Raw genomic sequence first — 21,451 nt, 5'->3', positions numbered from 1 at the left:
AACGTGCGAAAAGCTTGCAAAAACGGGAATTATTGTGAGCCGACGGGGACACAATACTTTGGAAAACTCAAAAGCTTATGGCGATGCCTTGCATTTAAATCATGCCTTTTGTAACAACTGCGGGATTTTCTTTCAGAGGCAAGGAAGTCAGTAGCTATGAGAAGCCATGGTATTGGGGGGAGGAAGATGTGGTCTAAGCTGCTCAGTTATATACCGGAAGGTTCCGTATGGTTTCAAGCCATCGTATTGGTCATCGTTCCCGTCGTCATACTGTACGTTTCCCGTTGGTTGAATGATGCCATTAAGAGAGGCAGCTTCAAAAAGGCAAAACCTTCAAATCTGGAGCGGGCGGGGGGAGCTTCTCCAGGGAGCGCATCGGAGCAAGACCAGCATCCGGAAACGGGGAGATATGCCAACATCAAAATAAGCGGGAAATATTCCACGGACATCGTTAGTATCAGGGAAACGGTGGCCCGGAATGCGGACGTTTACATTCGGGAGCTGACGATCAAGGGGACCGACATCCGAATTGCGGCCGTATTTACCGAAGGATTGATCGATCCCAGTCTCTTCGACCAGTCCCTGATGGCACCGCTTATGACGGATGGTATCCCTGAGGAAGAGCTCGAGCGCTTTTCCCAAGCCGAGGGATCCAGCCTCCTCGAATCGTTTCTGTTGAATCGCTTGCTTATGGTGAGTGTATACGAAGAGACGCAATCGCTGCAGAAGTTCGCTCTGGGCGTCCTCGGGGGTAAAACGGGATTGATTGTGGACGGCGTGCCTAAAGCTTTCATTATCGGGGGACCGCAGGGAAAGACCCGCAGCATCGATGAACCCTTATCAGAGGCGCTTCTCCGTGGACCGCGAATCGGATTCACGGAGCAGTTGAGCGACAACACGGGCATATTGCGTCGATATGGAAGCGATCAAAGCTTATTTATTGAGAAGTATCAGGTAGGCACCCGGGTCAAAAAAGATCTGGCGATTGCGTACATGCAGGATATTGCGGACCCCAAATTGGTCGAGGAAGTCAGAGAACGGGTCAATGCGATGGAAATGGATATTATGCTGGAGTCCGGATATGTGGAGCAGCTGATCGAGGACAACACGTTTAGTCCTTTTCAGCAAGTGCTCAACACCGAAAGGCCTGACCGGGTTATGGGTGCGCTTCTGGAAGGAAGGGTGGCCATATTGCTGGACGGCACGCCTTTTGTACTCGTCGTTCCGGTGACCTTCAGCATGCTGCTTCAGTCCCCCGAGGATTATTACGAACGCTGGATTCCGGGGACTTTCTTGAGAATGCTGAGATTTCTGGCGGCGATGTTGGCACTGCTTGCCCCCGCCTTGTACATTTCGTTTATCTCGTTCCACCCCGGACTGATTCCGACCAAGCTTGTTCTAACGATTATCGAAACCAGGACGGGGGTGCCGTTTCCGTCGATTATCGAGGTGCTCATCATGGAGCTTTCGATCGAGATCCTTCGCGAAGCCGGAATCCGGCTGCCCAAACCGATCGGGCCTGCGATGGGCATCGTTGGCGGTTTGATTATCGGACAGGCTGCCGTGCAGGCAGGGATCATCAGTCAGTTCCTGGTTATTGTCGTTGCCGTGACGGCCATTTCTTCGTTTACCATCCCGGTATACAGCGCGGGATTGACCTTGCGGATATTGCGTTTTGCAGCCATGTTCAGCGCGGCGGTGCTTGGGCTGTTCGGCGTGGTCATGTTTTTCCTGTTGATTTGCACGCATTTGGCCCGTTTGTCGAGCTTCGGTGCGCCTTACGTGGCTCCGGCCGTTCCTTACAGTCTGCGGGACTGGAAAGACTTCATCATTCGCGCTCCTATCCGAATGATGAGATTGCGGCCGAAATTGGCCAATCCGGAGGACGAAGATCGCACAAATAAACAATGAGGCATGGAGGTGAGACAGAATGGAAGGCTCCCAGCAAAAGATTAGTACGGCTCAGGCTGTCGTGGTCATCGTAAACTACATGCTTGGTGCGGGCATATTGACACTGCCCCGCACGACGAGCAAAGCAGTCGGGACACCCGACGTATGGATTTCGATCCTGTTGTCCGGCCTGGTCATCACGGGCGTCGGTCTCATTCTGGTCACCTTGTGCAAGAGATTTCCGGGAAAGACGGTCTTCGAATTCATGGGAGAAATAACCGGCACATGGATTGCCTTCATCTTGGGATTCGCGATGATTGTTTACTTTATCGTGATCTCCGCGTTCGAAATTCGCATCATGGCGGATGTGACGGGCATGTATTTGTTGGAAAGGACCCCTACCTGGGCCATGGTCATGGTATTTATGTGGATCGGTATTTATCTGATCACGGGAGGACTCCAGGTCATCATTCGGGTGCTCGAGATCATTTTGCCCCTGACGTTGGTGATTTTCGTCGTGCAAATTTTGCTGGGGATGCAGTTGTTTGAAATCAGCAATCTGCGTCCTGTGCTTGGCGAAGGAATCATGCCGGTCTTCAAGGGATTACAGCCCTCGCTCCTGTCATTTACAGGGTATGAAGCGATGTTTATTCTGACCGCGTACATGAAAAATCCAAAAACGAGCAATAGGGCGGTTGCTTGGGGAGTCAGCATTTCCACCATCATTTATTTGATTACGGTGGTTATGGTTGTAGGCAGTCTTTCGCTGGATGGCATCCAGACCCGAACGTGGCCGACTCTGGATTTGGTCCGAAGCTTCGAAATCAAGGGACTTGTTTTCGAACGTTTTGAATCCCTGCTTTTGGTTCTCTGGATTATGCAAATGTTCTCCACGTGTACCATTACGCATTATTGTGCTTCGATCGGCATTCGCGAGTTGTTTCGGTCCAAGAAGACCCATTTCATCATGTACCTGCTGCTTCCCGTCATTTATATCGCTGCGCTGATGCCGAAAAATTTGGATGAAACCTTTGCTTTAGGCGACATGCTGGGAACGATCTCGATAGCCCTGTTTGCCGTTCTGCCGCTGCTTCTTTTGCTTCTCAGCATGATTCGCAAGAAAGGAGGAAAACAGGCATGAATCAAGTGCGTTCCTTGTTGCGCATTATGGCTGCACTTGCTGCACTGCTGATTATATCGGGTTGCTGGAGCAGCAGGGAGATCGAGGAATTGAGCGTTTACGTGGGCCTCGGCCTCGACGTCGGCGAGGAGACGGCATTCGAAAAAAACATCGCTTCCCAAGGGGGCAACTACTCGAAGGAAAATAACGTGACAGCGACGGTCCAAATTGCGCCGGGATTTTCCAAACAACAACAGGGCGGAGGATCGGGCTCTCCTTCGTCCGGAAAAACATCGTATTCCAACGAACAGCTCAGCGGGGATTCGCTGCTGCAAATCTTTCGCCAATTTGCCCTTCGGCGGGATCGTCCGTTAATCGGGCATCATTTGAAGGTCATCGTCATATCCAAAGACGTTTTGAAAAAATACAGGATGGACCAACTGCTTGATTTCGTGCTGCGGGATAATGACATTCGGCCTAACACGCTGGTCATCATCAGCCATCGCAGCGCCAGGGAAGTGTTGACTTCCCAAGATCCTACCCGCATCCCTGCATTCTACCTGACCAACACAACCCGCAATGCCTATATGACGACGAAAATTATGGAACCGGTGACGCTCGCCATGGTGGATGCCAAAATGCAGGCCGGTTCCAGCTTTCTGCTGCAGAACGTGCTTTCCTACGATGGAGAGGACAAGTTTTCGGGGGCGAGCATTATCGATGGCAAAACGACCAAATTCATCGGAGAGCTTAGCCAAACCGACCTGGAAGGGTTAGCATGGATCACGGACAGATCCGGCGGGGGAGTGTTGAAAAGCTATAGAAAGAACGGCTTTACCATCGTTTACGAGATGAAAAAGAAAAAAACGAAGGTCATTCCGCATGTCCGCGGCAACGAAATTTCGTTTCATGTGGACGTGAAATCGGAAGGATGGATGATGGAAGACTGGACCGCGCCCGAGAAGGAAGAAAAGGGCGCTTACCTGAAGGAACTGGAAAAGGACTTTGCCGAATTGGCCGAACAGCAGATCAAACAGGTCCTGTACAAGATGCAGCATACCCATAAAGTGGATGTAGGCGATTTCGGGGAGAGCCTGCGCATTCATTATCCAAAGGTTTGGAAAAAGGTAAAAAAGGATTGGGACGAAGTTTTCAGCACAGTGCCCATTACGTATGACGTGAAAGTAAACATCACCAACCCGGGATCGTCGACGCAATAACGAATGAACGCATGAAGGCATGAAAGCAGGCTGATCTTCCAGATAAGAAGGACAGCCTGCTTTCATTTGCGTATAACTGTTCATTCAACGACCAGATCCCGTGGAGAGGCTTCCCTGATCACTCGTGAAGATGCCCACGATCCAAGCGCGGCAGCCGGTATGCTCAAGCTGGAAAACATCAGGATGCCGGATCCGTTCAAAATAAGGGGCAGATCGACAATGCCGTATCCTGAGAGGACCGTTTCAAGCAGAAACGGCAGCAAATATACGCCTACCGCGATTCCGAAAAGGGAACCGATCAACGCCAGGCCCGCGGTAGCAGCGGCAATCGACAGGCGGAGCTGACGCGACGTCATGCCCAAGGATTTGTAGATGCCATACGTCCGCGATTCTTTGCGAATGTTGATTCGGCAAGTGCTGAAAATGATGATGAACGTAACGGCAAGGAACAGCATTCCGATCAGGCTCATCGGATAGATCAGCACGTTGGCGGCCTCGGTATATACAGAATCAAGTAGTACTTTCTGGGTGACGACCGAGGCCGATCCCTGGAATGGCTCATTCAACCGTTTGGCGACCGCAGCGGCATCCGTTTTGTCTCGGACTTGAATGAACGCGACGTCGGCATCGCTGTAATCCGGATCGACGGTTCGCATGGCCTCGGCCGTGATGCGCCCGGATATGGACATGTTGGCAATGGCCTGATACGTGCCAGTGATGATGAACGTACGTTTTTGGCCTTCGATATACAGCTCGATGAGGTCCCCTACATCTTTGTTTAACATGCGGCTAACCCCTACGCCGATCGAAATCTCATTTTTCCGCACAGGGTCATTGCCGTGCAGCGTTTCGAATCCAAGCTCCCGATAGTTTCCGTCCAGCACGCTGAGCGCCAGGCTAACCGAATCGTGCTGATTGGCATGATTCGTTTCGGGTACCGTAATTCCAGTGACATTCCCTTGCCACGCCACGTTCTCGATCTGTGCTTCCTCTTCCAAGGCCCGTTCCATTTCGGCGCGCGGAAAGGCGCCTTTGTCCACGATGACTGCCGCAATATCCGCCTGATCATAACCCCACTTGGCGGCAGTTTGATGAATCTCAGTGATGCTTGTCATTAACCCATACCCGAAGACCAGCACGGAGGAGGCCATGGTGGTAAGCAGCAGCAATAGAAGTGAACTTTTTCCGTATTTCATGATGTTTCGCATGCCGACCGCAGCGCCAACAGGTATCGTGGCAAAACTCATCCAGCGCGTCAGCGATAAATTCATTCTTCGCGCTGCGCGGGCATGGTCCGTTTCCGACATGCCGTACCGGATGGCCTGTACAGGCTGGATGCGGCCTGCTTTTGAGGCATATACGATGACGAACAGGATGACAAGCAGGAAAAGCAGCACGGCCAACATCAGTACCAAGCCTGTTCCCCGAATCGCCAAATCTTCATTGCCTGCAAGAAGGGATGACGTGGAAATGCCGATGATGAACCTGGACATGATGAGGCTCAGCGCAGTTCCGGGAAGGATGGCAGCGAAAGCGAGCAGGGCGTATTGAATCGCATAAGTGCCGATGGTCGAAAGGGATGTGAAGCCGAGGGACTTCAAAATTCCGATCGTTCTATAGTTCGCCAGAATCGAATCCGAAATCGTGAACCCGATGGTCATCAATGCAATAATCAACATGACAATGCCTAGAAAAATCATGATAAAACCGACGATTTGATGGATGATCAGATAAAAGGAAGCGATGCTCTCGAATTCCATCTTCGTTTCGAGGAAGGGGATTCCGTTTTCGTCGGCATAGCGATCCCAGTACCTTGGACTCGTCTCGTAGTCATCGAAATGGAGGCCTATCATGGAATAATCTTTGCCGCTTCCGGAGAATACGTTGCGGTAATCCGCTTCGTTCATCCAGATCCGGGCAGTATTGGTGAACGGGGCGCCATAAGGCACGTCAATCCGAATGCCGCTGACGACCAAATCGATGGTTGCTGCGTCTGCGTTAAAGCTGACAGTATCGCCTAAGGATATGTCGTATGCGTTCGACATGGAGGTTGGAATCCAGATCGTGCCCCGCGCAGGGACATCAGAGGGTGTACCATCCGCAAAAACGGGTTTATCAACGGCCCAAGGCTGCTCCGGCGTATCGATCATATATAGGTATATGTTGGGGAATTGCTCACCATGGAAGGTGATTCCCGACAACGTCCGATATCTGAGCAGTGGAGAGACGTCGACGCCTTTTTGGGAGGTCCACCAGTCGTGGTCGGCCTGGGGATCGTTCAAGCCTTTTTCAAAGGTCAGCACCTGATGCGAGCCGTTGGTGCGGGCATGCATTTCTTCGAACTGGTTGCCCGTGTTGGCCAATACGATGAAAGCCGTGGATACAAGCAGGGTTGAGAGCAGGATGAGCAGGGCAATGAAAACATTTTGAAGCTTGCTTTTGCGCAGACGGGAGAAACTCAGTTTCAGCACGGCCAGCATGTCTATTCCCTCCCCGATACAAAAGCAAAAATGATGGATTCGCGCTCCGGAAGGCGCGTTCCGTCATATTTGTCGAATTCGAGGATGCCGCCGACCTTGCCGTCCTGGATGAAAATGAGCCGGTCCGCCCTGCATGCCGCCTTCATGTCATGCGTAACCATCACGACGGATTGACCTGCCTGGTTTATTTCCGTCAGAATGTCCAGTACGGCCTGACCATGCTCGAAATTCAGGCTGCCCGTCGGTTCGTCGGCAAAAACGACGTCCGGCGAATTGATCAGCGCCCGGGCGATGGCTGCCCTTTGCTGCTGCCCACCCGACGTTTCGGAAGGGAGACGGTTGCGCTGGCCGGCGATATCCATGCGATCCATAAGTTGATCGGCCTTGGCGCGGACTTCGCTTTTTTTTCGGCCCGCGATATAACCGGGCAGCGAAATGTTTTCCCGAATAGGCAGGTCCGGGACGAGATTGCTGCTTTGATAAATGTAGCCGATCCTGCGGGCACGAAACTCGGACATTTTGCGCTCGGAATACCTGTCGATCTGTTCGTCGCGGAAATGGACTTCTCCCGCCGTCACGCGGTCAAGGCCGCTGAGCAGATACAGCAGCGTGGATTTGCCGGAGCCGGAGTTGCCCATAATGACGGTAAAATCCCCTTCATAAATATCGAGATCGATGTTTCGGATCGCATGGAATTGTTCCGTCCCGGTGCTGTAGGTTCTGCAGAGATTGCGTGCCCGGATGAGGGGAACTTTCATTTCTTTGGACAAGCCGATCACTCCCGGTTCGTAAGTTATGCCTTCATTGTAGGCAGGGGATATTGAGAAAGACTTATCGAAATATGAATAAAGTATTACACGATGGGCAGGTCGATCCGAAAGCGGGTGCCTTTGCCCTCTTGGCTGGAGAAAGAGATGTGCCCGTCATGCGCCTCGATAATGTTTTTGCATATAGACAATCCCAGTCCCGTACCTTCATGAACGTGACCGGCTGCCGGCGATGCTTGCCCCTTGAAGTAACGTTCAAACACAAACGGCATGTCTTGGGGACGAATGCCTTTGCCGGTATCTTCGATCGCTATTATGAAACGCCCCGATTCGAGCTCTGTACTGATCCGCAGAGTGTCTCCGGTTTCCGTGTGTTTAAGCGCGTTTGCAACGAGATTGGAGATGACCTGCTCCATCCTTGTCGGGTCCATGCGGATCAGCACGTTGGGAATGCGGGCAGGCCCCTCGTAGTGAAGGCCTTTCAAATGCACCATATGCCCGATGGGGGCGAGCATGGCTTCAAAGACCGGACGGCTGTAAGTCTCGCGTTTTTCCACGGAAATGTGGCCGAGCTCCTGAAGGGCATGCAGAAGCAAATCTTCGACGAGACTTGCCGTTTTATCCGCATTTGTACGCATGACTTGCATGTATTCCATAAGCGTGTCGTGATCGGGGCTTATGCCGTCCATAATGGCCTCGATATATGTTTTCAAGGTTGTAATGGGCGTGCGAAGGTCGTGGGATATATTCGTGATCAGTTCTTTTTGCGCTTGTTCTTGCCGGTTGCGCCGGTGGTGCAGGTGTTCAATTTCCGTGCGCATCAGGTCAAACATGGCATATAAATCACCGATTTCATCCGGGCGAGAATACCGGACTTGCTCGGCATAGTTCCCTTTCAGGATCGACTCTGCGTGCTGCCGCAGTTCCCTGATGGGGGAAATCAGGCGTTTCTTTACCTTTATTCTCATGATGATCAGCATCATGGCCAGCAAGAGGATGAATACGCCGCTGAGCATGAACGTATAAGGAATCGGTGCGGAATGGGCGGAAGAAAGCAACGATACAGGGACGGAAATTACGGCATGGCCGACCTGACGGATCCCGGAGGGATCGTCCATTACGGGAAACGCAACGGTAAACGAATTTCCTTCGTTCGTTGGCAGGAGGGGAAAATCATCACCTTCTCCGTACAGCAGCGTTCGCAGATTGAGATGTTTGCCTTCCGCAGAGGGATTCGAATCCAGCAGGATTTCGCCATCCAGTGCAGCATAGGTCAACGTTATCCCGATTTCGCGGGCCAAGGAACGAAGCTTCTCCCGGAAGGCCGGATTTTTAAGCTGGTGCTGTCGGTTTTCCAATTCAAGCAGCAGTGGATTGGCAATCAATCGAAGCTGCTTGACGTACGGTTCCGTCCCGCCTGCTTCGTTGAGCGAATTCGTTTTTAGCGCCAACGGCAGGCTGCATGCGGCGAGCAGCAATAAAGTAAGCAATGCGCCGATGAGCCATCGTTTGGACCAGGCGTTCAGAGACATGTGCTTTGACTCCAATCCGGGGTTTAATCCACGTTGAATTTATAGCCTACACCCCAGACGGTTTTCAGCAGTTGGGGGTGAGAGGGGTCTGTTTCGATTTTTTCCCTTAATCTTCGGATGTACACCGTAACTGTATTCTCGTCGCCATAGGAGGCATATCCCCAAACGGCATCGAGAATTTGGGCTTTGGAAAAGACCTGGTTTTTATGGCTTGCCAAAACATGAAGCACTTCGAATTCCTTCGCGGAAAGAGGAATCTCCAAGCCGTTCCGCGTGACCTGGTACGCTTTTTTGTCGATCGTTAAGTCGCCGAACCGAAGCACATGCCCTTCCGTTCGTTCGGCTATTAGGCGGTCATAGCGGCGGAAATGGGCATTGATCCGGGCCAGCAGCTCGCTTAGCGAGAACGGTTTGGTCATATAATCATCCGCGCCAAATCCAAGGCCGAGCACTTTGTCCGTATCGCTCCCACGCGCGCTGAGCATCAAAATGGGGATATTGTTCCTGCGCCGGATTTCACGGCATACCTCGATGCCATCCCGGTCGGGAAGCATGATATCCAAAATGATGTAATCCGGCTGCAGCAGCTCCATCATCTGCAGCCCTTCTTCCGCCGTGCCTGCGATGGCGGTCTCATATCGGTTTTTGTTCAGATAGTCCCTTACAATGCGGGCGATATCCTGCTCGTCTTCGATCATTAACACTTTTCGTGCATCATGCATGGTTTTCGCTCCAATTCATGGAAAATCTAATATTACTATACATGGGAATGCGAAGAGAGTCATAGAGAAATTGTTGCCCGTTTGTTGTTAAGGAAGGGAGGCCTGTTCCGTTTCCCTGTATTCCGCCGGGGAGATGCCGAAGTGTGCACGAAATACCCGGTGAAAATAGGAGTAACTCGCGAAGCCGCATGTTTCGGCGATATGCTCCAGCGTCATTTCGCTGTATTTGATGCGTTCCAGCGCGGCGTTCAGCCGGATTTCGATCGCATACTGGATCATCGTTTTGCCGTATTGCTCCTTGAACAGCCGCACGGCGCGCGACAAGCTTAGCCCCGCGTAACGGGCGGCCTCTTCGAGCTTGAACGTAATGGTGGCATGCTCTTCGATGTACCGCTTCAGCTTGAGCGTGGCGGAAATTTTACGATCGGTTTGCAGGTTCTCCTTGATCGCCCGGTCAATGTACAGGCACAATCCCCGGAGCAGGGCATCTTTCAACTCTGCATCCTCCTCCAGCGGGCCGCGGCGTTTCTCCAGCAGCATGTTGCGCCACAGGCCAATCAGTTTGTCATCCAACCCGATTCGGTTGACCGGCGGGCGTTTGAGCCTTTTCCACCATTCGTCGATCCAGGCGCCTTCGCAGAACAGATAATAATCGCCGCTCGACAACCGCCCTTCTTTGTGAGGATCTTCCACGACCAAATGATAGTCGTCCCCGGGTTTGAGCAGCAGGAGATCCCCTCCCGACAATACGAACTCCTCATTCCGGGCGTATACCTTGCAAGAACCTTCTGTTTGTAAACGGAACAGGTAGGACTGCAAGCCGCCCCTCATATTATGGTTAAACGCTTTATAATGATAGGAGTAATCGCAGATCAATACGGCCGTCTCCAAAATAATCCAACCTTTCGCTTTAAAAAATGACCAGATAGTTCATGGTTTGACGATATTGTATATGTTCATTCTAGCCTGTTTTGAGGTAGGATGGTACCAGATAGAGCAATCCCAACAAATTGAATAGCAGAGGTGTACAGTTCATGAAAAAACTTAACATCGGTTTGCAATTGTTTACGCTCCGCAACGAGACAGCGGCAGATTTCCCTGGAACCCTGCGCAAAGTAGCCGAATTGGGCTATGAAGGCGTTGAATTCGCCGGTTACGGAGACATTCCGGCAGAGGAAATGAAAGCGCTTCTCGATGAGCTTGGCTTGAAAGGGTTCAGCAGCCACGTATCGCTGCATGCCATGCGCGAAAATTTGCAAAAAGAAATCGACTACCTCAAAACGATTGGCGCAAAATATATGATCTGCCCTTACCTGATGCCTGAAGATCGCCCGGAGACGGCGGAAGGCTGGAGCAAACTGTTTGCCGAACTGCAGCAATATGGTGCGGAAGCAGCCAAACAGGGACTGATCTTCGGATATCATAACCATGACTTCGAATTCCACGGCCAGGTCGGCAGCGAAAACGCATTCGACGCGATGTTCGCCGAGACTGCGCCAGAGGCCGTACAAGTGGAAATGGACGTATGCTGGGTACAGTTTGCGGGACAAAATCCGATCGAGTATATTCAGAAATATGCGGGCCGTCTGCCGCTGCTTCACCTGAAGGACTTCAGCAAAGACGAACAAGGCCAGATGAAAACGCTCGAGCTTGGACAAGGCGTTGTCGACCTGAAGGGAGTTATCGAAGCGTCTACGAATGCAGGCGTGGAGTGGCTGATCGTGGAACAGGACGTATGTCAGAATCCACCTCTTGAAAGCGTGACCAACAGCTACAACTGGCTGAAGCAAAACTATTTGAACCAATTCTAATCCATTGCCAAAAGGAGACTTCAAACATATGAGCAAAATCAAGGTTGCCGTATTTGGTTGCGGCGCGATCGCCCAACGCAGACACATTCCGGAGTATGCTGCCAACGAAAACGTGGAGCTTGTCGCTTTTGCCGATCCGATCGTGGAGCGTGCGGAAGAAATGGCCAAAACGTATGGTGGAACGGCCTATTCCAGTTACGAAGAATTGCTTGCCAAAGAAAACGTGGATGCAGTGAGCGTATGCACGCCGAACTACCTGCACGCCCCGATGACGATTGCCGCCGCGAACGCCGGCAAACACGTATTGGTTGAAAAGCCGATGGCCAGCACAGCCGAAGAGGCGGAGCAAATGATCGCGGCAGCAAAGAAAAACAACGTGTACCTGATGGTTGGACACAACCAGCGCCTCATGCCTCCTCACGTGAAAGCCAAAGAAATTTTGGATTCCGGCAAGCTGGGCAGAGTGCTGAACTTCCGTACGTCGTTTGGTCACCCCGGACCGGAAGCATGGAGCGTGGACGGTGCAGGCAGCTGGTTCTTCCGTCAAGAAGAAGCCATTATGGGCGCCATGGGCGACCTGGGCGTGCACAAATCGGATTTCATCCGTTATTTGCTGGGTGATGAAGTCGCTGAAGTGGCTGGATTCATCAGCACGTTGGACAAAAAGGATACCAAAGTCGACGACAACGCTACATGCATCGTACGTATGAAGAGCGGTGCCATCGGCACGCTGGTAGCCAGCTGGACTCAATACAGAGCCGGCGACAACAGCACCGTGCTGTGGTGCGAGAACGGCGTGATGAAGATCGGTACGGTGGACGGCGACGAAGTTATCGTTGAATTGACGAACGGTACGGTAGAAACGTACAAAGTCGGTGCCATGGCGACGAACGAGAAGCAAGTACCGAGCGGCGTCATCGACGCTTTCGTGGAATCGATCGTTACGCAAACACCGCCTTCGATCTCCGGAGAAGAAGGACTGGCTTCGCTGAAGGTCATTCTGGCCGCATTCGAATCCGAGAAAACAGGCCAAATCGTTAAGCTGTAAGACGGAATTATCCAGATCGCTTATATATGTTCTCTTGAGGGTACCTCCAGCGTTTCTCTGGCTGGTGCCCTCTTTATGTTCTTTCTCACTAAAGACGCTTATACAGGGATGTGGGTAAACGGCTGAAAAGGAAGAAGGCCCACCTGCTTGAAAGCATGGTAGACCGTGGTAATATGGCGGTTGATACGGTCGATATGGATTGCTTCGCCCTTCCAGAACCGGATTAAACGCCAGGTTTGACATCGCTCGCAAGATCAAGCCAGGCGATTTCATCCGCTGACAGGGTCAAGCGGGAGCCTTCATCGCAGGACAGCAGCTCTTCGCGATTCTGCGCACCGATCAGCGCACAGGTCGGGAAGGACTGGTTCAATACATAAGCCAGCGCAATCTGAATCGCCGTCGTATGCTTTGTCTCGGCCAATTCTCCGGCACGGCGCAGCCTTTCCCAGTTCCCGTCGCTGTAGAATACGCGCACGAGGTCGGCATTGTCGCGGACTTCGGGCGTGAAGCGGCCTGTAAAGAATCCCCGTGCTTGCGAAGACCAGGAGAGCAGCGGAAGCTGCGTCCGCTCATGCCACGCCAGCGTTTCGGCGTCTGCCGATACGCAGCCGGCCCAGAATGGTTCATTGGCTTTGGCGAGGCTCAGGTTGGGACTGCTGAAGGTGAAGCCCTTCAATCCATGGGAGGCGGCATATTCATTCGCTTCCTCAAGCCGCTGCCACGTCCAGTTGGAAGCGCCGATGGCACCGATTTTTCCGCTTTCCACATGCTCGTTAAGCGCTTCCAGAATGACGCCGACCGGCATGTTTGGGTCGTCTCTGTGCAGGGCATACAACTCGACGTGATCCGTCTGGAGCCTCTCCAGGCTTGTCAGCAGATCGCTGCGGATCGCCTCGGCATTTACGCGAGGGCCTTGGCTGTCGTGATGGGCTCCTTTGGTGAGGATAACAATTTGGTCGCGGTTTCCCTTATCCTGCATGTAGCGGCCCAGTACTTCTTCGCTCTGTCCGCCGCAGTAGATATGAGCCGTATCCACGGTATTTCCGCCGATCGCGAGAAAGGCATCCATGTTGGCAGAAGCCTTTTCGTAGGCATCGTGAACAAAATAATCGGAACCTTTGATCAACCTGGAGATGCGTTTATCCGTACCTGCAATGTTAATGTATTCCATGAGCGTTCAGTCCTCCTTAAAGTGTGATTCGTTGACGCTGCTCTGCCGAGCGAAGACAGGCATCGAGCACTCTCATGTTGGCTACGGCATCCGACGGCGCAAAACGCAGCCGCTTGCCTTGCAGCACGGCCCTTGCCATGTCGTCCCCTTGCAGGGAATAATGGTTGACCTTCGGCACCTCGATTTCCGTGCGTTCACCGTCTTTCGTGACGTAAAAATTGGAGGTGTTGTCCAGACGGCTGATATAAGCGGATGGTACTTCAATGATCCCGTCCGAACCGAGCACTTCAAGCGTATTGCGGAAGGCGGCCCACATGCTGCTGTCGAACGTTACGCCGACATTGTCGCCAAATTCCATCAGACCGGAAGCCATCATATCGACGTGATCATGTTCCGGGGAGAACAGGCCGACGACCGTTACCGCGGTGGGTTCTTTTCCCAGCAATAGCCGTGCCGCGCTGATGGAATAACAGCCGATGTCATACAACGCGCCGCCACCCCATTCTTTGCGGAAACGAACGTTGCCGGACGAACCGGAATTGTTGAACGAAAAGGTGCTGTGAATGCCGCGGATCGTACCGATCTCGCCGCTTTCGATGATGCTGCGAATTTGATCGTATCGCGGATGGTGGCGATACATGAAGGCTTCGGCCAAATGTACGCCGGCTTGTTCGCAAGCTTGAACCATTTCGCTTGCTTCCTGTTCGTTTAGTGCCAATGGTTTCTCGCACAAAATATGTTTGCCCGCTTCTGCGGCGCGAATCGTCCACTCCCGGTGCAGATGGTTGGGGAGCGGGATATATACGGCATCGATGGAATCATCCGCCAGCAGCGCTTCGTAGCTGCCATAGGCTTGCGGAATTCCGAGGCGATCGGCAGTTTCCTTGGCTTTCTCTTCGTCCCGGCTGGCAATGGCGGCGACTTCATTCAATTCGGATTGCTGCAGGCCGGGAATGACGGAGCCTACGGCGATATTGGCGGCGCCAAGAATGCCCCAGCGTAATTTGCGATTGGAATTCATCGTGGGTATCCTCCTTTGGATAAATGTATATTGTGATTATATGAAATAGATGATTGAATGAAAATGATAATATATTGAGATTTGTTAACACGATATTGTTGGTTAGGGGGATAACGTCATGATGAGACAAACCGTGTTGCTGACGCTGCAGGATATTCCGTATTTCTGTTATCCCGAGTCGGTGGGACATTACACAGAACATCCTCAGCACAGCGTTCTGCGCGAGATAGGAGCGCTGGGCAACTTCAATATTCACTATGTGGCCAGCGGCAAAGGATACGTGGAGGAAGACGGCGTCGTCCATGAGCTCAGGGCAGGCCAGGCAGTGCTCTATTTTCCGCAGCAGCGCCAGCATTACTACAGCAGCGAGGACGATCCTTGGGATGTGCGCTGGCTGCATTTCTATGGCGAACGGCTTCATGATTACATGATCGAGAGGGGCTTGCATCGCAACCGATTGTGGACCTTGCGGCAGCGGGATTCATGGGAGGAAGCACACTTGGCATTGCTCGCGGAGGCGGAGGAGAACCGGATGCTGCGCCCGGCGCAGCTGTCCACGTTGACGTATGCCGTGCTGGCTGAATTCATCCAGCATGCGGTACCGCTTAAAAGCATGCGTACGGGCAATCCGGAAGGCCGTATTCTTGCACTGCTGCCAAGAATGCAGCAGGAGGCTTGCCAGCCGTTCCTTCTGCAGGATTGGGCCGATCTGGCGGGCGTGAGCACGTATTATTTTTGCAAGCTGTTCAAAAGCGCCGTTGAAATGACGCCGATGGAATTCATCACGCGGTCCCGCCTGCAAATGGCGAAACAGTGGTTGTTGGAACGACCTACCGCCAATATCGGACAGATTGCCGAGGAGGCCGGTTATCCGAATGCGAGTTATTTCAATCGCCAATTCATGGCACATGAAGGCATGACACCGACGGAGTACCGGGGATTGTACCATAATTAGTCTTTATTTCGGGTTATGGAGCCTGGATAGGGAACAGGGGCGTTTGACAGCATGTTTGATCAGGACTATTATGGATGCATAAAGTCCGTAACAATGAGGTGGTCTCATGAAATATTCCAAAGCAACGAACTATGCCCTGCATACGATCCTCCATCTCGTGGCGACGGAGCCGGAGGAATTGATCAGCGTCCATCAGCTTGCAGAGCTGCAAAAGGTATCGCCAACCTACTTGTCCAAAATTTTGACCAAGCTGGTCAAAGCAGGCATGATCGAGTCGACCTCGGGGGCCAACGGGGGGTATCGCCTCAGCCGGAGGAACCCGGACCCGTCCTTTCTCGACATTATCCAAGCGATCGAAGGACAGGCATCCCTGTTCGAATGCTCTCAGGACCATAACGAGAATTGTCTGATTCAGCAGGTGATGGTTCGCGCCGAAGAGCAGATGGAAAGTTATTTGGGCAATCGCAAAATGTCCGAAATCGCCTCTCAGATGAAAGACTGGAAAGCGGGCTCCCAAGGGACAATGCATTGAATCCAATACAATCGGCATATGACATAATAATGAAAAATCCTTTTCGTCCTCTGTAGGAAAGGATTTTTTGTGCTTTACGAAATGTGGACAACGCTTCTCAGATTGACAGGGAGGAAAGAGAATACGACATTGTACCCATGACAAGCAGGGTGGTACAATAAGGAAGGGCAATTTTAAATACATATTCCAACAAATATCTTACATCGCTGGAGGGACAACACATGAGCCAATCAACCATCACGGGACTGGAACAACTGCTTGCACTGGAAAATATACGCAACACCAAGGCGCGTTATTGCCGACTGATTGATACCAAGCAGTGGGATTCACTGGGTGAAGTGTTCGCTCCGGACGCCGTGGCCGATTTCAGCACGGAAGGCAATCCGATCCCGTTGTTGACGGGTCGCGAAACGATCGTGCAGGTATTTAAGGATCTGGTTGATCCGGCTGTTACCGTGCATCACGTGCACGGCGCGGAAGTGGAATTCATCTCCGACACGGAGGCAAAAGTCATCTCGCCTATGGAGGATCTGGTGACGTTCCCTGAAGGAAACGAGAACAAATCGTTTCACGGATACGGACATTATCATGAAACATACGTGAACATCGACGGACAATGGGTCATCAAGTACACCAGCTTGAAACGCCTTCGTTTCGATCTGGTCGAATAGGATTGAATAAGACAAAGCAAAAAAACACCCCATGCGTGAAACACGCTTGGGGTGTTCGGGTTAGGGAAAAGGCGGCGCGTTTCCCAACTTTGCATCCGGGCAATGCCGGGACTGTGCGACGGCAATGTACAGTTCATTGAGTTTAAGCTTTGGATGCTGCTGTTTTGCGGTTCTGCATCTGCAGATAAGCCCATGAGAAGACGACGGCGCCCAAAGCGATGATTGTCATGCCCCAGAAAATCCAGGCGTACGCGGAGGACAACGAAAGCTGCTGCATGGCCGTCAGTGCCACGCCGGTCACAGCGACGCTGAAGGCTCCGCTGAAGAACTGGCTCAATTGGAACAGACCCATGCCTGCTCCGACTTCATCTTGCGTGAGGCTGTTCGACAGCTCGTTGGACACGCTCGTGGTCAAGGCGGAGAAGCCGACACTAAGCAGCACGTAAACGGCCATGATCGCGTAGAGACTGCTGCCGGCGAAAAGGGCAAAAAGTCCGGCGGCGGCCAGCAGCAGCCATGGCGCGAATTTGAGCAGCAGCGTGTTGCCGTGGCGATCGATCATACGTCCGATCCGGTTGGACATCAGCATGGACACCAGGGCACCCGGGAAAATAACCAGGCCCGATTGGGCAGGCGTCAAATCATACAGATGTGCCAGAACCTGCGGCAGCAGGAATAACGTCGCAAAGTTGTTGATGTAGGACACGATGCCGAGCGAGCTGAGCATCATGTATTTTTTGTTTTTGAACAGCGTTGGCTGCACGAACGGGTCTGCTGCCCGGCGAATGCGGATCCAGAACAGGACCAGCGAAGCAGCACCGATCACGATCGTGATCCAGCTGCGGGTGGTGAGGAACAACAGAATGCCTGTCGTTCCGATCGCCAGCAGCAAGGCGCCCCATACGTCAAAAGAACCTTTTTGCGGCATTTCGCCCGGCAACAGCCGGAAAAATACCGGAATCAAAACAAGGGTCAAGCCAGTAACGATGAACAGGTCATGCCAACCGAGGAACTCGGTGATGCTGCCTCCGATGACGGGGCCAAGCCCGAGGCCAAGCGAACTGGCTGACATGATGACGGCCATCGATTTGCCGCGGCGGTCGCTGGGGATGTAACGCGTAATCAATACGATGGCCAGCCCGGGAACGGATGCGGCGCCCGCAGCCTGAATCAGCCGTGCGCAGAGCAGGATAACGAAATGATCGCTGAAAAAGCCAAGGATCGATGCACTGCCAAGCAGGGTCAGGCCGATCGTAAAGAGCGTGCGGATTGGCACGAAGTCGGACAGGCGCGAAAACGTAATGGACGAAATGGCAAACACGATGGAATACCCGGTAACGATCCAGGATGAGGCGACGGACGACAGACGGAAATCAACCGAAATCCGGGGCAAGGCCAGATTGAACATCATCGTGTTCATCACGACGAGCACAACCGTGAAGCCCAGCAGTCCTACGATTAACCCTTCCTGAATCCCGACGGGCCTTCCTGCCGATGTTGCATTTGCGGTATTGCTCATAAGTAACCTCCTGATCCATAAATAGTTGAATATTAAATAATGCAAAATAATGAACGTTTCAGAAACGAGATGTAATGTTTGCAAAAACGTGCAATCGCAATGAAACCGATTCTGGCAATCAGGGGAAGTTTCATCGATTTAAGTTCGATTGATATCGAACATTAGAAATATATCATGGAATTGTGCTAAAATACAATGGATCTCATGTAAAAAAGGAGACCTTTGCATGAAAATTTTACATCATCCGCAGGCTGAAGATATTGAATTGTCCACGGTCCTGAACGCACTGAGCGATCCTGTGAGGCTTGGCATCGTCGTTGAAGCGTCACGCATCGGGGAACAGCCATGCAGCTATTTCCAGGCGCCTGTTGTGAAATCGACGCTGTCGCACCATATGCGGACACTGCGTGAAGCGGGGGTCATTCGGGTGCGCGTTCAAGGGACGCAGCATTTCATCACGCTGCGATCCGAGGATTTGGAGGCGCGTTTTCCCGGGCTGCTGCAGCCTTTGCTGCGGGCGGCGGCCGAGTCGGTGGATAAGCAATCTTGAACGATGTCCTTTCTTCAGCCGAAGAAGGGGCATTTTTTATGTGTCAGCCAGTGTTTTCACGCCGACTGCTGCGACATTCTATGTCGTACCATGCCCTTTATAATAACGGTGAACGACAAACCAATTTAGAAAAGGGGCACCAGCATTGGCAAAAACGAAAAGAGGACGCGTATTGTGGAACCTGCCTTCCAGGGGAAGGGGAACATGTCCCGTGTGCGGAAGCACGCGCATCAAACTGTTGTACACGCAGACGAAGACGGATGGCACGAGCCTGAAAGTCTGCAAAAAATGCTCAAAAGCCGCCCAGTCCAGAGTCGATCAGGCTTAACGATGACCGGATGCAGGGAGTAGGGGGAAAGAAACCATCTATGCGTACAACCAAGGTCATTGCATGGTTTCTGCAGCGCTGGGAAAGGCAGCAAGGCACGCTGTTTTCCTTACCGTCTGAAGACTATAATAGAACACATCAATGACCAGGGAGGGAAGAACCATGAGCAACATGCACCGAATTCACTGGTTCGACGAACAGATTCGGAGCGGCCGTTATCCGAACAGCAGCCTGCTTGCCCGGGAATTCGAAATTTCCAGGCGTCAGGCTCAACGCGACATTGAATATATGGCAGCCACCCTCCGTGCCCCCTTGGTCTACATGGCGAAATACCGGGGGTACTGTTACGAGGATCAAACTTATCGGTTACCCCAGTTATATATGACGGAAGAAGAACAGCGTGTCCTGAAATATTTGGCGCATCGATACCGCCACTACGATTATGATCGCTCTGATGCGGTGAAGCGCGTAGCCCATTTGTTGGAGCGTTTTACCGTAGAGGATTCGGAAAGTGAGGGCATCAAGGAGGCGTTCCCTTCATTTTCGGCCGCTCCAAGGCAGTTGCAATATAGGGAGCTGTTATCACATGCGATCAAAGAATTCCGCGTAGTGCACATGCACTACCAGGATCATGAGGGAGAGCGCCAATTTCCGTTTTGCCCGCTTGGATTTGTTTCAAGGTTTAATGCGGACTATGTGGCGGGTTACGAAACGGATCCACTTCAAAACATGCTGCTGCGACTGGAAGGGGTGCGCCGCATCCGATTATCTGATGAACGATTTGTCTGCGATGCAGCAGCGAATCAGTCCATCTGGGAAAGGCCGCTGCCCGTCCGCAAGCCGTTCCTGGCTGAAATCCTTCTGCCCGAAATCTGCGACGCGGATATGTGGATGGGATACCGTATTCGGGAACGAAAGGATCGGGTTCATACCATTGAATTTTATGATGCCGATACATTCGAAGAGCATCTGTTCACAAGCGAATGGGAAGAACTGCTTGCCCCAAAATGGCTCAGGCAGCGGCTTCAGAACCATATTGCACGTATGGCGGCCAGATTGGACAGGACGAACGGAAGTTGAATCCGTAGTGAAAGTGAGGGGAGCTCGCATTGGCAGATGTTATATTACAAGGCCTGAGCATGAAGCGGGAATCCAAATCCTACACGGACAGTTTGCATGCCGTATTGACCCATGCGGAATTGTTCCGTGGGCCAAAGTATGCATTATCTGGTTATACAGGCATGGCATTCAAGTTATCCATCCATGAACGACTGCTGCCGATGTCTGTGACGGCATATGGCCAGTGGGGCGATTCCCATAAGCCAGGCATGGATAATTTGGGCATATTTACGGTGTGGGACGCCGGGCGAACAAGGCATTCCACTTTTGAACATTATCAACAAGATGCGGTGAATTGGGTCAGAAAGAGCTTGGACGAGGGGAAAGGCATCATTTATTGGATTCCCGAATTCGGAGTGATTTACGGGTATGACGATACGGATCGCGTATTCTACGTGCAGGATGGGTGGAGCGAAGAGTCCCAGGTCGTGCTGTACGATAACTTTGGACTGAATCATACGGGGTTCTGGTACTGCCAAATCTTCGGTGATCGGGTTCAGATTGCCGAAGATCAACAGATACTTGAATCGTTGAGGCTGGCGATTGAGGACTGGGATACGCCTTATCGTCTGCTGCCGGATAAGACGATTGCTTCTGGCAGGAAGGCGTACGAAGTCTGGAGAAAAGCATTGCTTGGCGGAGAATACGATGAGGCGGGCGCGGCCTATATTCTAGATTCTTACTGCCATTCCCGGATGGAAATTCAGCATTATTTGCGTGACGCACGGCCTGTTTGCAACGGGTTGGACGAAGCGCTTGCGTGTTACGAGCAGCTTGAGGAGCAGATGTCCGAAATGAAGCGCTGCCTCTCTCGTGAACAACAGACCAAGAGCATACCACGGGAGATGGCCCACCATCTCGCGCATTTGCTTCCGCAGGCGCAAGAGCTTGAAGAACGGGCCGTATGCATTTTCCGTCAGATCTCTGCGCGCCACCCGGACCGCAAACGTTCTACCGTACCGCGTTGGGGCATGCATTCGGCAAGATAGGAGGAA

General features: G+C 52.2%; 20 protein-coding genes. 12 read left to right on the top strand and 8 right to left on the bottom strand.

The annotated features are described in order from the left end of the window. Nucleotides 1-186 precede the first annotated feature (186 nt). The 3 genes from SNR34_RS27410 to SNR34_RS27400 are packed head-to-tail and all read left to right on the top strand — an operon-like array spanning nucleotide 187 to nucleotide 4,230. Entirely contained in the window at nucleotides 187-1,911 is a 1,725-nt protein-coding gene (locus SNR34_RS27410; protein ID WP_486180619.1) for a spore germination protein, read from the top strand. 19 nt (nucleotides 1,912-1,930) lie between these two features. Further along, nucleotides 1,931-3,031 (top strand): GerAB/ArcD/ProY family transporter, encoded by a 1,101-nt coding sequence (locus SNR34_RS27405; protein ID WP_236420436.1) that lies wholly within the window; start codon nucleotides 1,931-1,933, stop codon nucleotides 3,029-3,031. Continuing rightward, nucleotides 3,028-4,230 (top strand): Ger(x)C family spore germination protein, encoded by a 1,203-nt coding sequence (locus SNR34_RS27400; protein ID WP_236420437.1) that lies wholly within the window; start codon nucleotides 3,028-3,030, stop codon nucleotides 4,228-4,230. Before SNR34_RS27405 ends, SNR34_RS27400 begins: the two co-directional genes overlap by 4 nt. A gap of 80 nt (nucleotides 4,231-4,310) precedes the next feature. Here SNR34_RS27400 and SNR34_RS27395 read toward each other — a convergent pair whose 3' ends face one another. From SNR34_RS27395 to SNR34_RS27375, 5 genes are all read right to left on the bottom strand, one after another. Further along, entirely contained in the window at nucleotides 4,311-6,710 is a 2,400-nt protein-coding gene (locus SNR34_RS27395; RefSeq protein WP_486180618.1) for an ABC transporter permease, read from the bottom strand. Nucleotides 6,711-6,712: 2 nt separating this feature from the next. After that, nucleotides 6,713-7,468 carry an ABC transporter ATP-binding protein gene (locus SNR34_RS27390; protein ID WP_486182518.1) on the bottom strand — a complete coding sequence of 252 codons (756 nt, stop codon included), beginning with the start codon at nucleotides 7,466-7,468 and terminating at the stop codon, nucleotides 6,713-6,715. A 95-nt stretch (nucleotides 7,469-7,563) separates the two neighbouring features. Further along, nucleotides 7,564-9,009: a sensor histidine kinase gene (locus tag SNR34_RS27385; protein ID WP_486180617.1), complete on the bottom strand. Its 1,446-nt coding sequence runs from the start codon at nucleotides 9,007-9,009 to the stop codon at nucleotides 7,564-7,566. Nucleotides 9,010-9,032: 23 nt separating this feature from the next. Continuing rightward, entirely contained in the window at nucleotides 9,033-9,731 is a 699-nt protein-coding gene (locus SNR34_RS27380; protein ID WP_339274752.1) for a response regulator transcription factor, read from the bottom strand. Nucleotides 9,732-9,818: 87 nt separating this feature from the next. Then, entirely contained in the window at nucleotides 9,819-10,622 is an 804-nt protein-coding gene (locus SNR34_RS27375) for a helix-turn-helix transcriptional regulator (protein ID WP_236420441.1), read from the bottom strand. Between the two features lie 143 nt (nucleotides 10,623-10,765). On the opposite strand from SNR34_RS27375, the gene SNR34_RS27370 reads away from it, so the two are divergent. Both SNR34_RS27370 and SNR34_RS27365 read left to right on the top strand, forming a co-directional pair. Further along, the gene (locus SNR34_RS27370) at nucleotides 10,766-11,542 is read left to right on the top strand and encodes a sugar phosphate isomerase/epimerase family protein (RefSeq protein WP_236420442.1); all 777 of its coding nucleotides are present in this window, start codon (nucleotides 10,766-10,768) and stop codon (nucleotides 11,540-11,542) included. Between the two features lie 28 nt (nucleotides 11,543-11,570). Next, nucleotides 11,571-12,590: a Gfo/Idh/MocA family protein gene (locus SNR34_RS27365; protein WP_236420443.1), complete on the top strand. Its 1,020-nt coding sequence runs from the start codon at nucleotides 11,571-11,573 to the stop codon at nucleotides 12,588-12,590. Between the two features lie 223 nt (nucleotides 12,591-12,813). Here SNR34_RS27365 and SNR34_RS27360 read toward each other — a convergent pair whose 3' ends face one another. Together SNR34_RS27360 and SNR34_RS27355 are read right to left on the bottom strand one after the other, a co-directional pair. Further along, the gene (locus tag SNR34_RS27360; protein ID WP_236420444.1) at nucleotides 12,814-13,761 is read right to left on the bottom strand and encodes an aldo/keto reductase; all 948 of its coding nucleotides are present in this window, start codon (nucleotides 13,759-13,761) and stop codon (nucleotides 12,814-12,816) included. A gap of 16 nt (nucleotides 13,762-13,777) precedes the next feature. Further along, complete coding sequence (locus tag SNR34_RS27355; protein WP_236420445.1) at nucleotides 13,778-14,782, bottom strand: Gfo/Idh/MocA family protein; 1,005 nt, start codon at nucleotides 14,780-14,782, stop codon at nucleotides 13,778-13,780. 118 nt (nucleotides 14,783-14,900) lie between these two features. Here SNR34_RS27355 and SNR34_RS27350 point away from each other — a divergent pair, with 118 nt between their 5' ends. The 3 genes from SNR34_RS27350 to SNR34_RS27340 all read left to right on the top strand — a co-directional run bounded on the left by SNR34_RS27350 (nucleotide 14,901) and on the right by SNR34_RS27340 (nucleotide 16,940). Further along, on the top strand, nucleotides 14,901-15,737 hold the full coding sequence (locus SNR34_RS27350; RefSeq protein ID WP_339274748.1) for an AraC family transcriptional regulator: 837 nt from the start codon (nucleotides 14,901-14,903) through the stop codon (nucleotides 15,735-15,737). A gap of 106 nt (nucleotides 15,738-15,843) precedes the next feature. Next, nucleotides 15,844-16,269 (top strand): Rrf2 family transcriptional regulator, encoded by a 426-nt coding sequence (locus SNR34_RS27345; protein ID WP_236420447.1) that lies wholly within the window; start codon nucleotides 15,844-15,846, stop codon nucleotides 16,267-16,269. Nucleotides 16,270-16,490: 221 nt separating this feature from the next. After that, complete coding sequence (locus SNR34_RS27340; protein ID WP_486180616.1) at nucleotides 16,491-16,940, top strand: nuclear transport factor 2 family protein; 450 nt, start codon at nucleotides 16,491-16,493, stop codon at nucleotides 16,938-16,940. Between the two features lie 142 nt (nucleotides 16,941-17,082). Here the strand turns inward: SNR34_RS27340 and SNR34_RS27335 are convergent, their stop codons facing one another. Beyond that, nucleotides 17,083-18,459 (bottom strand): MFS transporter, encoded by a 1,377-nt coding sequence (locus SNR34_RS27335; protein ID WP_486180615.1) that lies wholly within the window; start codon nucleotides 18,457-18,459, stop codon nucleotides 17,083-17,085. 226 nt (nucleotides 18,460-18,685) lie between these two features. Between SNR34_RS27335 and SNR34_RS27330 the strand changes: the two genes are divergently transcribed. From SNR34_RS27330 to SNR34_RS27315, 4 genes are all read left to right on the top strand, one after another. Then, complete coding sequence (locus tag SNR34_RS27330; protein ID WP_486180614.1) at nucleotides 18,686-19,009, top strand: ArsR/SmtB family transcription factor; 324 nt, start codon at nucleotides 18,686-18,688, stop codon at nucleotides 19,007-19,009. Between the two features lie 145 nt (nucleotides 19,010-19,154). Then, on the top strand, nucleotides 19,155-19,337 hold the full coding sequence (locus SNR34_RS27325; protein ID WP_236420451.1) for a hypothetical protein: 183 nt from the start codon (nucleotides 19,155-19,157) through the stop codon (nucleotides 19,335-19,337). Between the two features lie 162 nt (nucleotides 19,338-19,499). Next, nucleotides 19,500-20,417 carry a helix-turn-helix transcriptional regulator gene (locus SNR34_RS27320; RefSeq protein ID WP_486180613.1) on the top strand — a complete coding sequence of 306 codons (918 nt, stop codon included), beginning with the start codon at nucleotides 19,500-19,502 and terminating at the stop codon, nucleotides 20,415-20,417. 29 nt (nucleotides 20,418-20,446) lie between these two features. Continuing rightward, a complete protein-coding gene (locus SNR34_RS27315) occupies nucleotides 20,447-21,445 on the top strand; it encodes a cysteine peptidase family C39 domain-containing protein (RefSeq protein ID WP_486180612.1) in 999 nt (332 codons plus the stop codon). Nucleotides 21,446-21,451 lie beyond the last annotated feature (6 nt).

This window comes from Paenibacillus sp. XP01, from assembly GCF_057364885.1.
The sequence above is the reverse complement of the archived record's forward strand: the minus strand, read 5'-3'. Positions and strand labels throughout refer to the sequence as shown.

Coding starts and splice junctions, on each gene's coding strand:
- SNR34_RS27370 (WP_236420442.1), top strand. CDS start 10,766: ATGAAAAAACTTAACATCGGTTTGCAATTGTTTACGCTCCGCAACGAG.
- SNR34_RS27410 (WP_486180619.1), top strand. CDS start 187: ATGTGGTCTAAGCTGCTCAGTTATATACCGGAAGGTTCCGTATGGTTT.
- SNR34_RS27385 (WP_486180617.1), bottom strand. CDS start 9,009: ATGTCTCTGAACGCCTGGTCCAAACGATGGCTCATCGGCGCATTGCTT.
- SNR34_RS27395 (WP_486180618.1), bottom strand. CDS start 6,710: ATGCTGGCCGTGCTGAAACTGAGTTTCTCCCGTCTGCGCAAAAGCAAG.
- SNR34_RS27335 (WP_486180615.1), bottom strand. CDS start 18,459: ATGAGCAATACCGCAAATGCAACATCGGCAGGAAGGCCCGTCGGGATT.
- SNR34_RS27350 (WP_339274748.1), top strand. CDS start 14,901: ATGATGAGACAAACCGTGTTGCTGACGCTGCAGGATATTCCGTATTTC.
- SNR34_RS27400 (WP_236420437.1), top strand. CDS start 3,028: ATGAATCAAGTGCGTTCCTTGTTGCGCATTATGGCTGCACTTGCTGCA.
- SNR34_RS27365 (WP_236420443.1), top strand. CDS start 11,571: ATGAGCAAAATCAAGGTTGCCGTATTTGGTTGCGGCGCGATCGCCCAA.
- SNR34_RS27355 (WP_236420445.1), bottom strand. CDS start 14,782: ATGAATTCCAATCGCAAATTACGCTGGGGCATTCTTGGCGCCGCCAAT.
- SNR34_RS27360 (WP_236420444.1), bottom strand. CDS start 13,761: ATGGAATACATTAACATTGCAGGTACGGATAAACGCATCTCCAGGTTG.
- SNR34_RS27330 (WP_486180614.1), top strand. CDS start 18,686: ATGAAAATTTTACATCATCCGCAGGCTGAAGATATTGAATTGTCCACG.
- SNR34_RS27320 (WP_486180613.1), top strand. CDS start 19,500: ATGAGCAACATGCACCGAATTCACTGGTTCGACGAACAGATTCGGAGC.
- SNR34_RS27390 (WP_486182518.1), bottom strand. CDS start 7,468: ATGAAAGTTCCCCTCATCCGGGCACGCAATCTCTGCAGAACCTACAGC.
- SNR34_RS27380 (WP_339274752.1), bottom strand. CDS start 9,731: ATGCATGATGCACGAAAAGTGTTAATGATCGAAGACGAGCAGGATATC.
- SNR34_RS27345 (WP_236420447.1), top strand. CDS start 15,844: ATGAAATATTCCAAAGCAACGAACTATGCCCTGCATACGATCCTCCAT.
- SNR34_RS27405 (WP_236420436.1), top strand. CDS start 1,931: ATGGAAGGCTCCCAGCAAAAGATTAGTACGGCTCAGGCTGTCGTGGTC.
- SNR34_RS27340 (WP_486180616.1), top strand. CDS start 16,491: ATGAGCCAATCAACCATCACGGGACTGGAACAACTGCTTGCACTGGAA.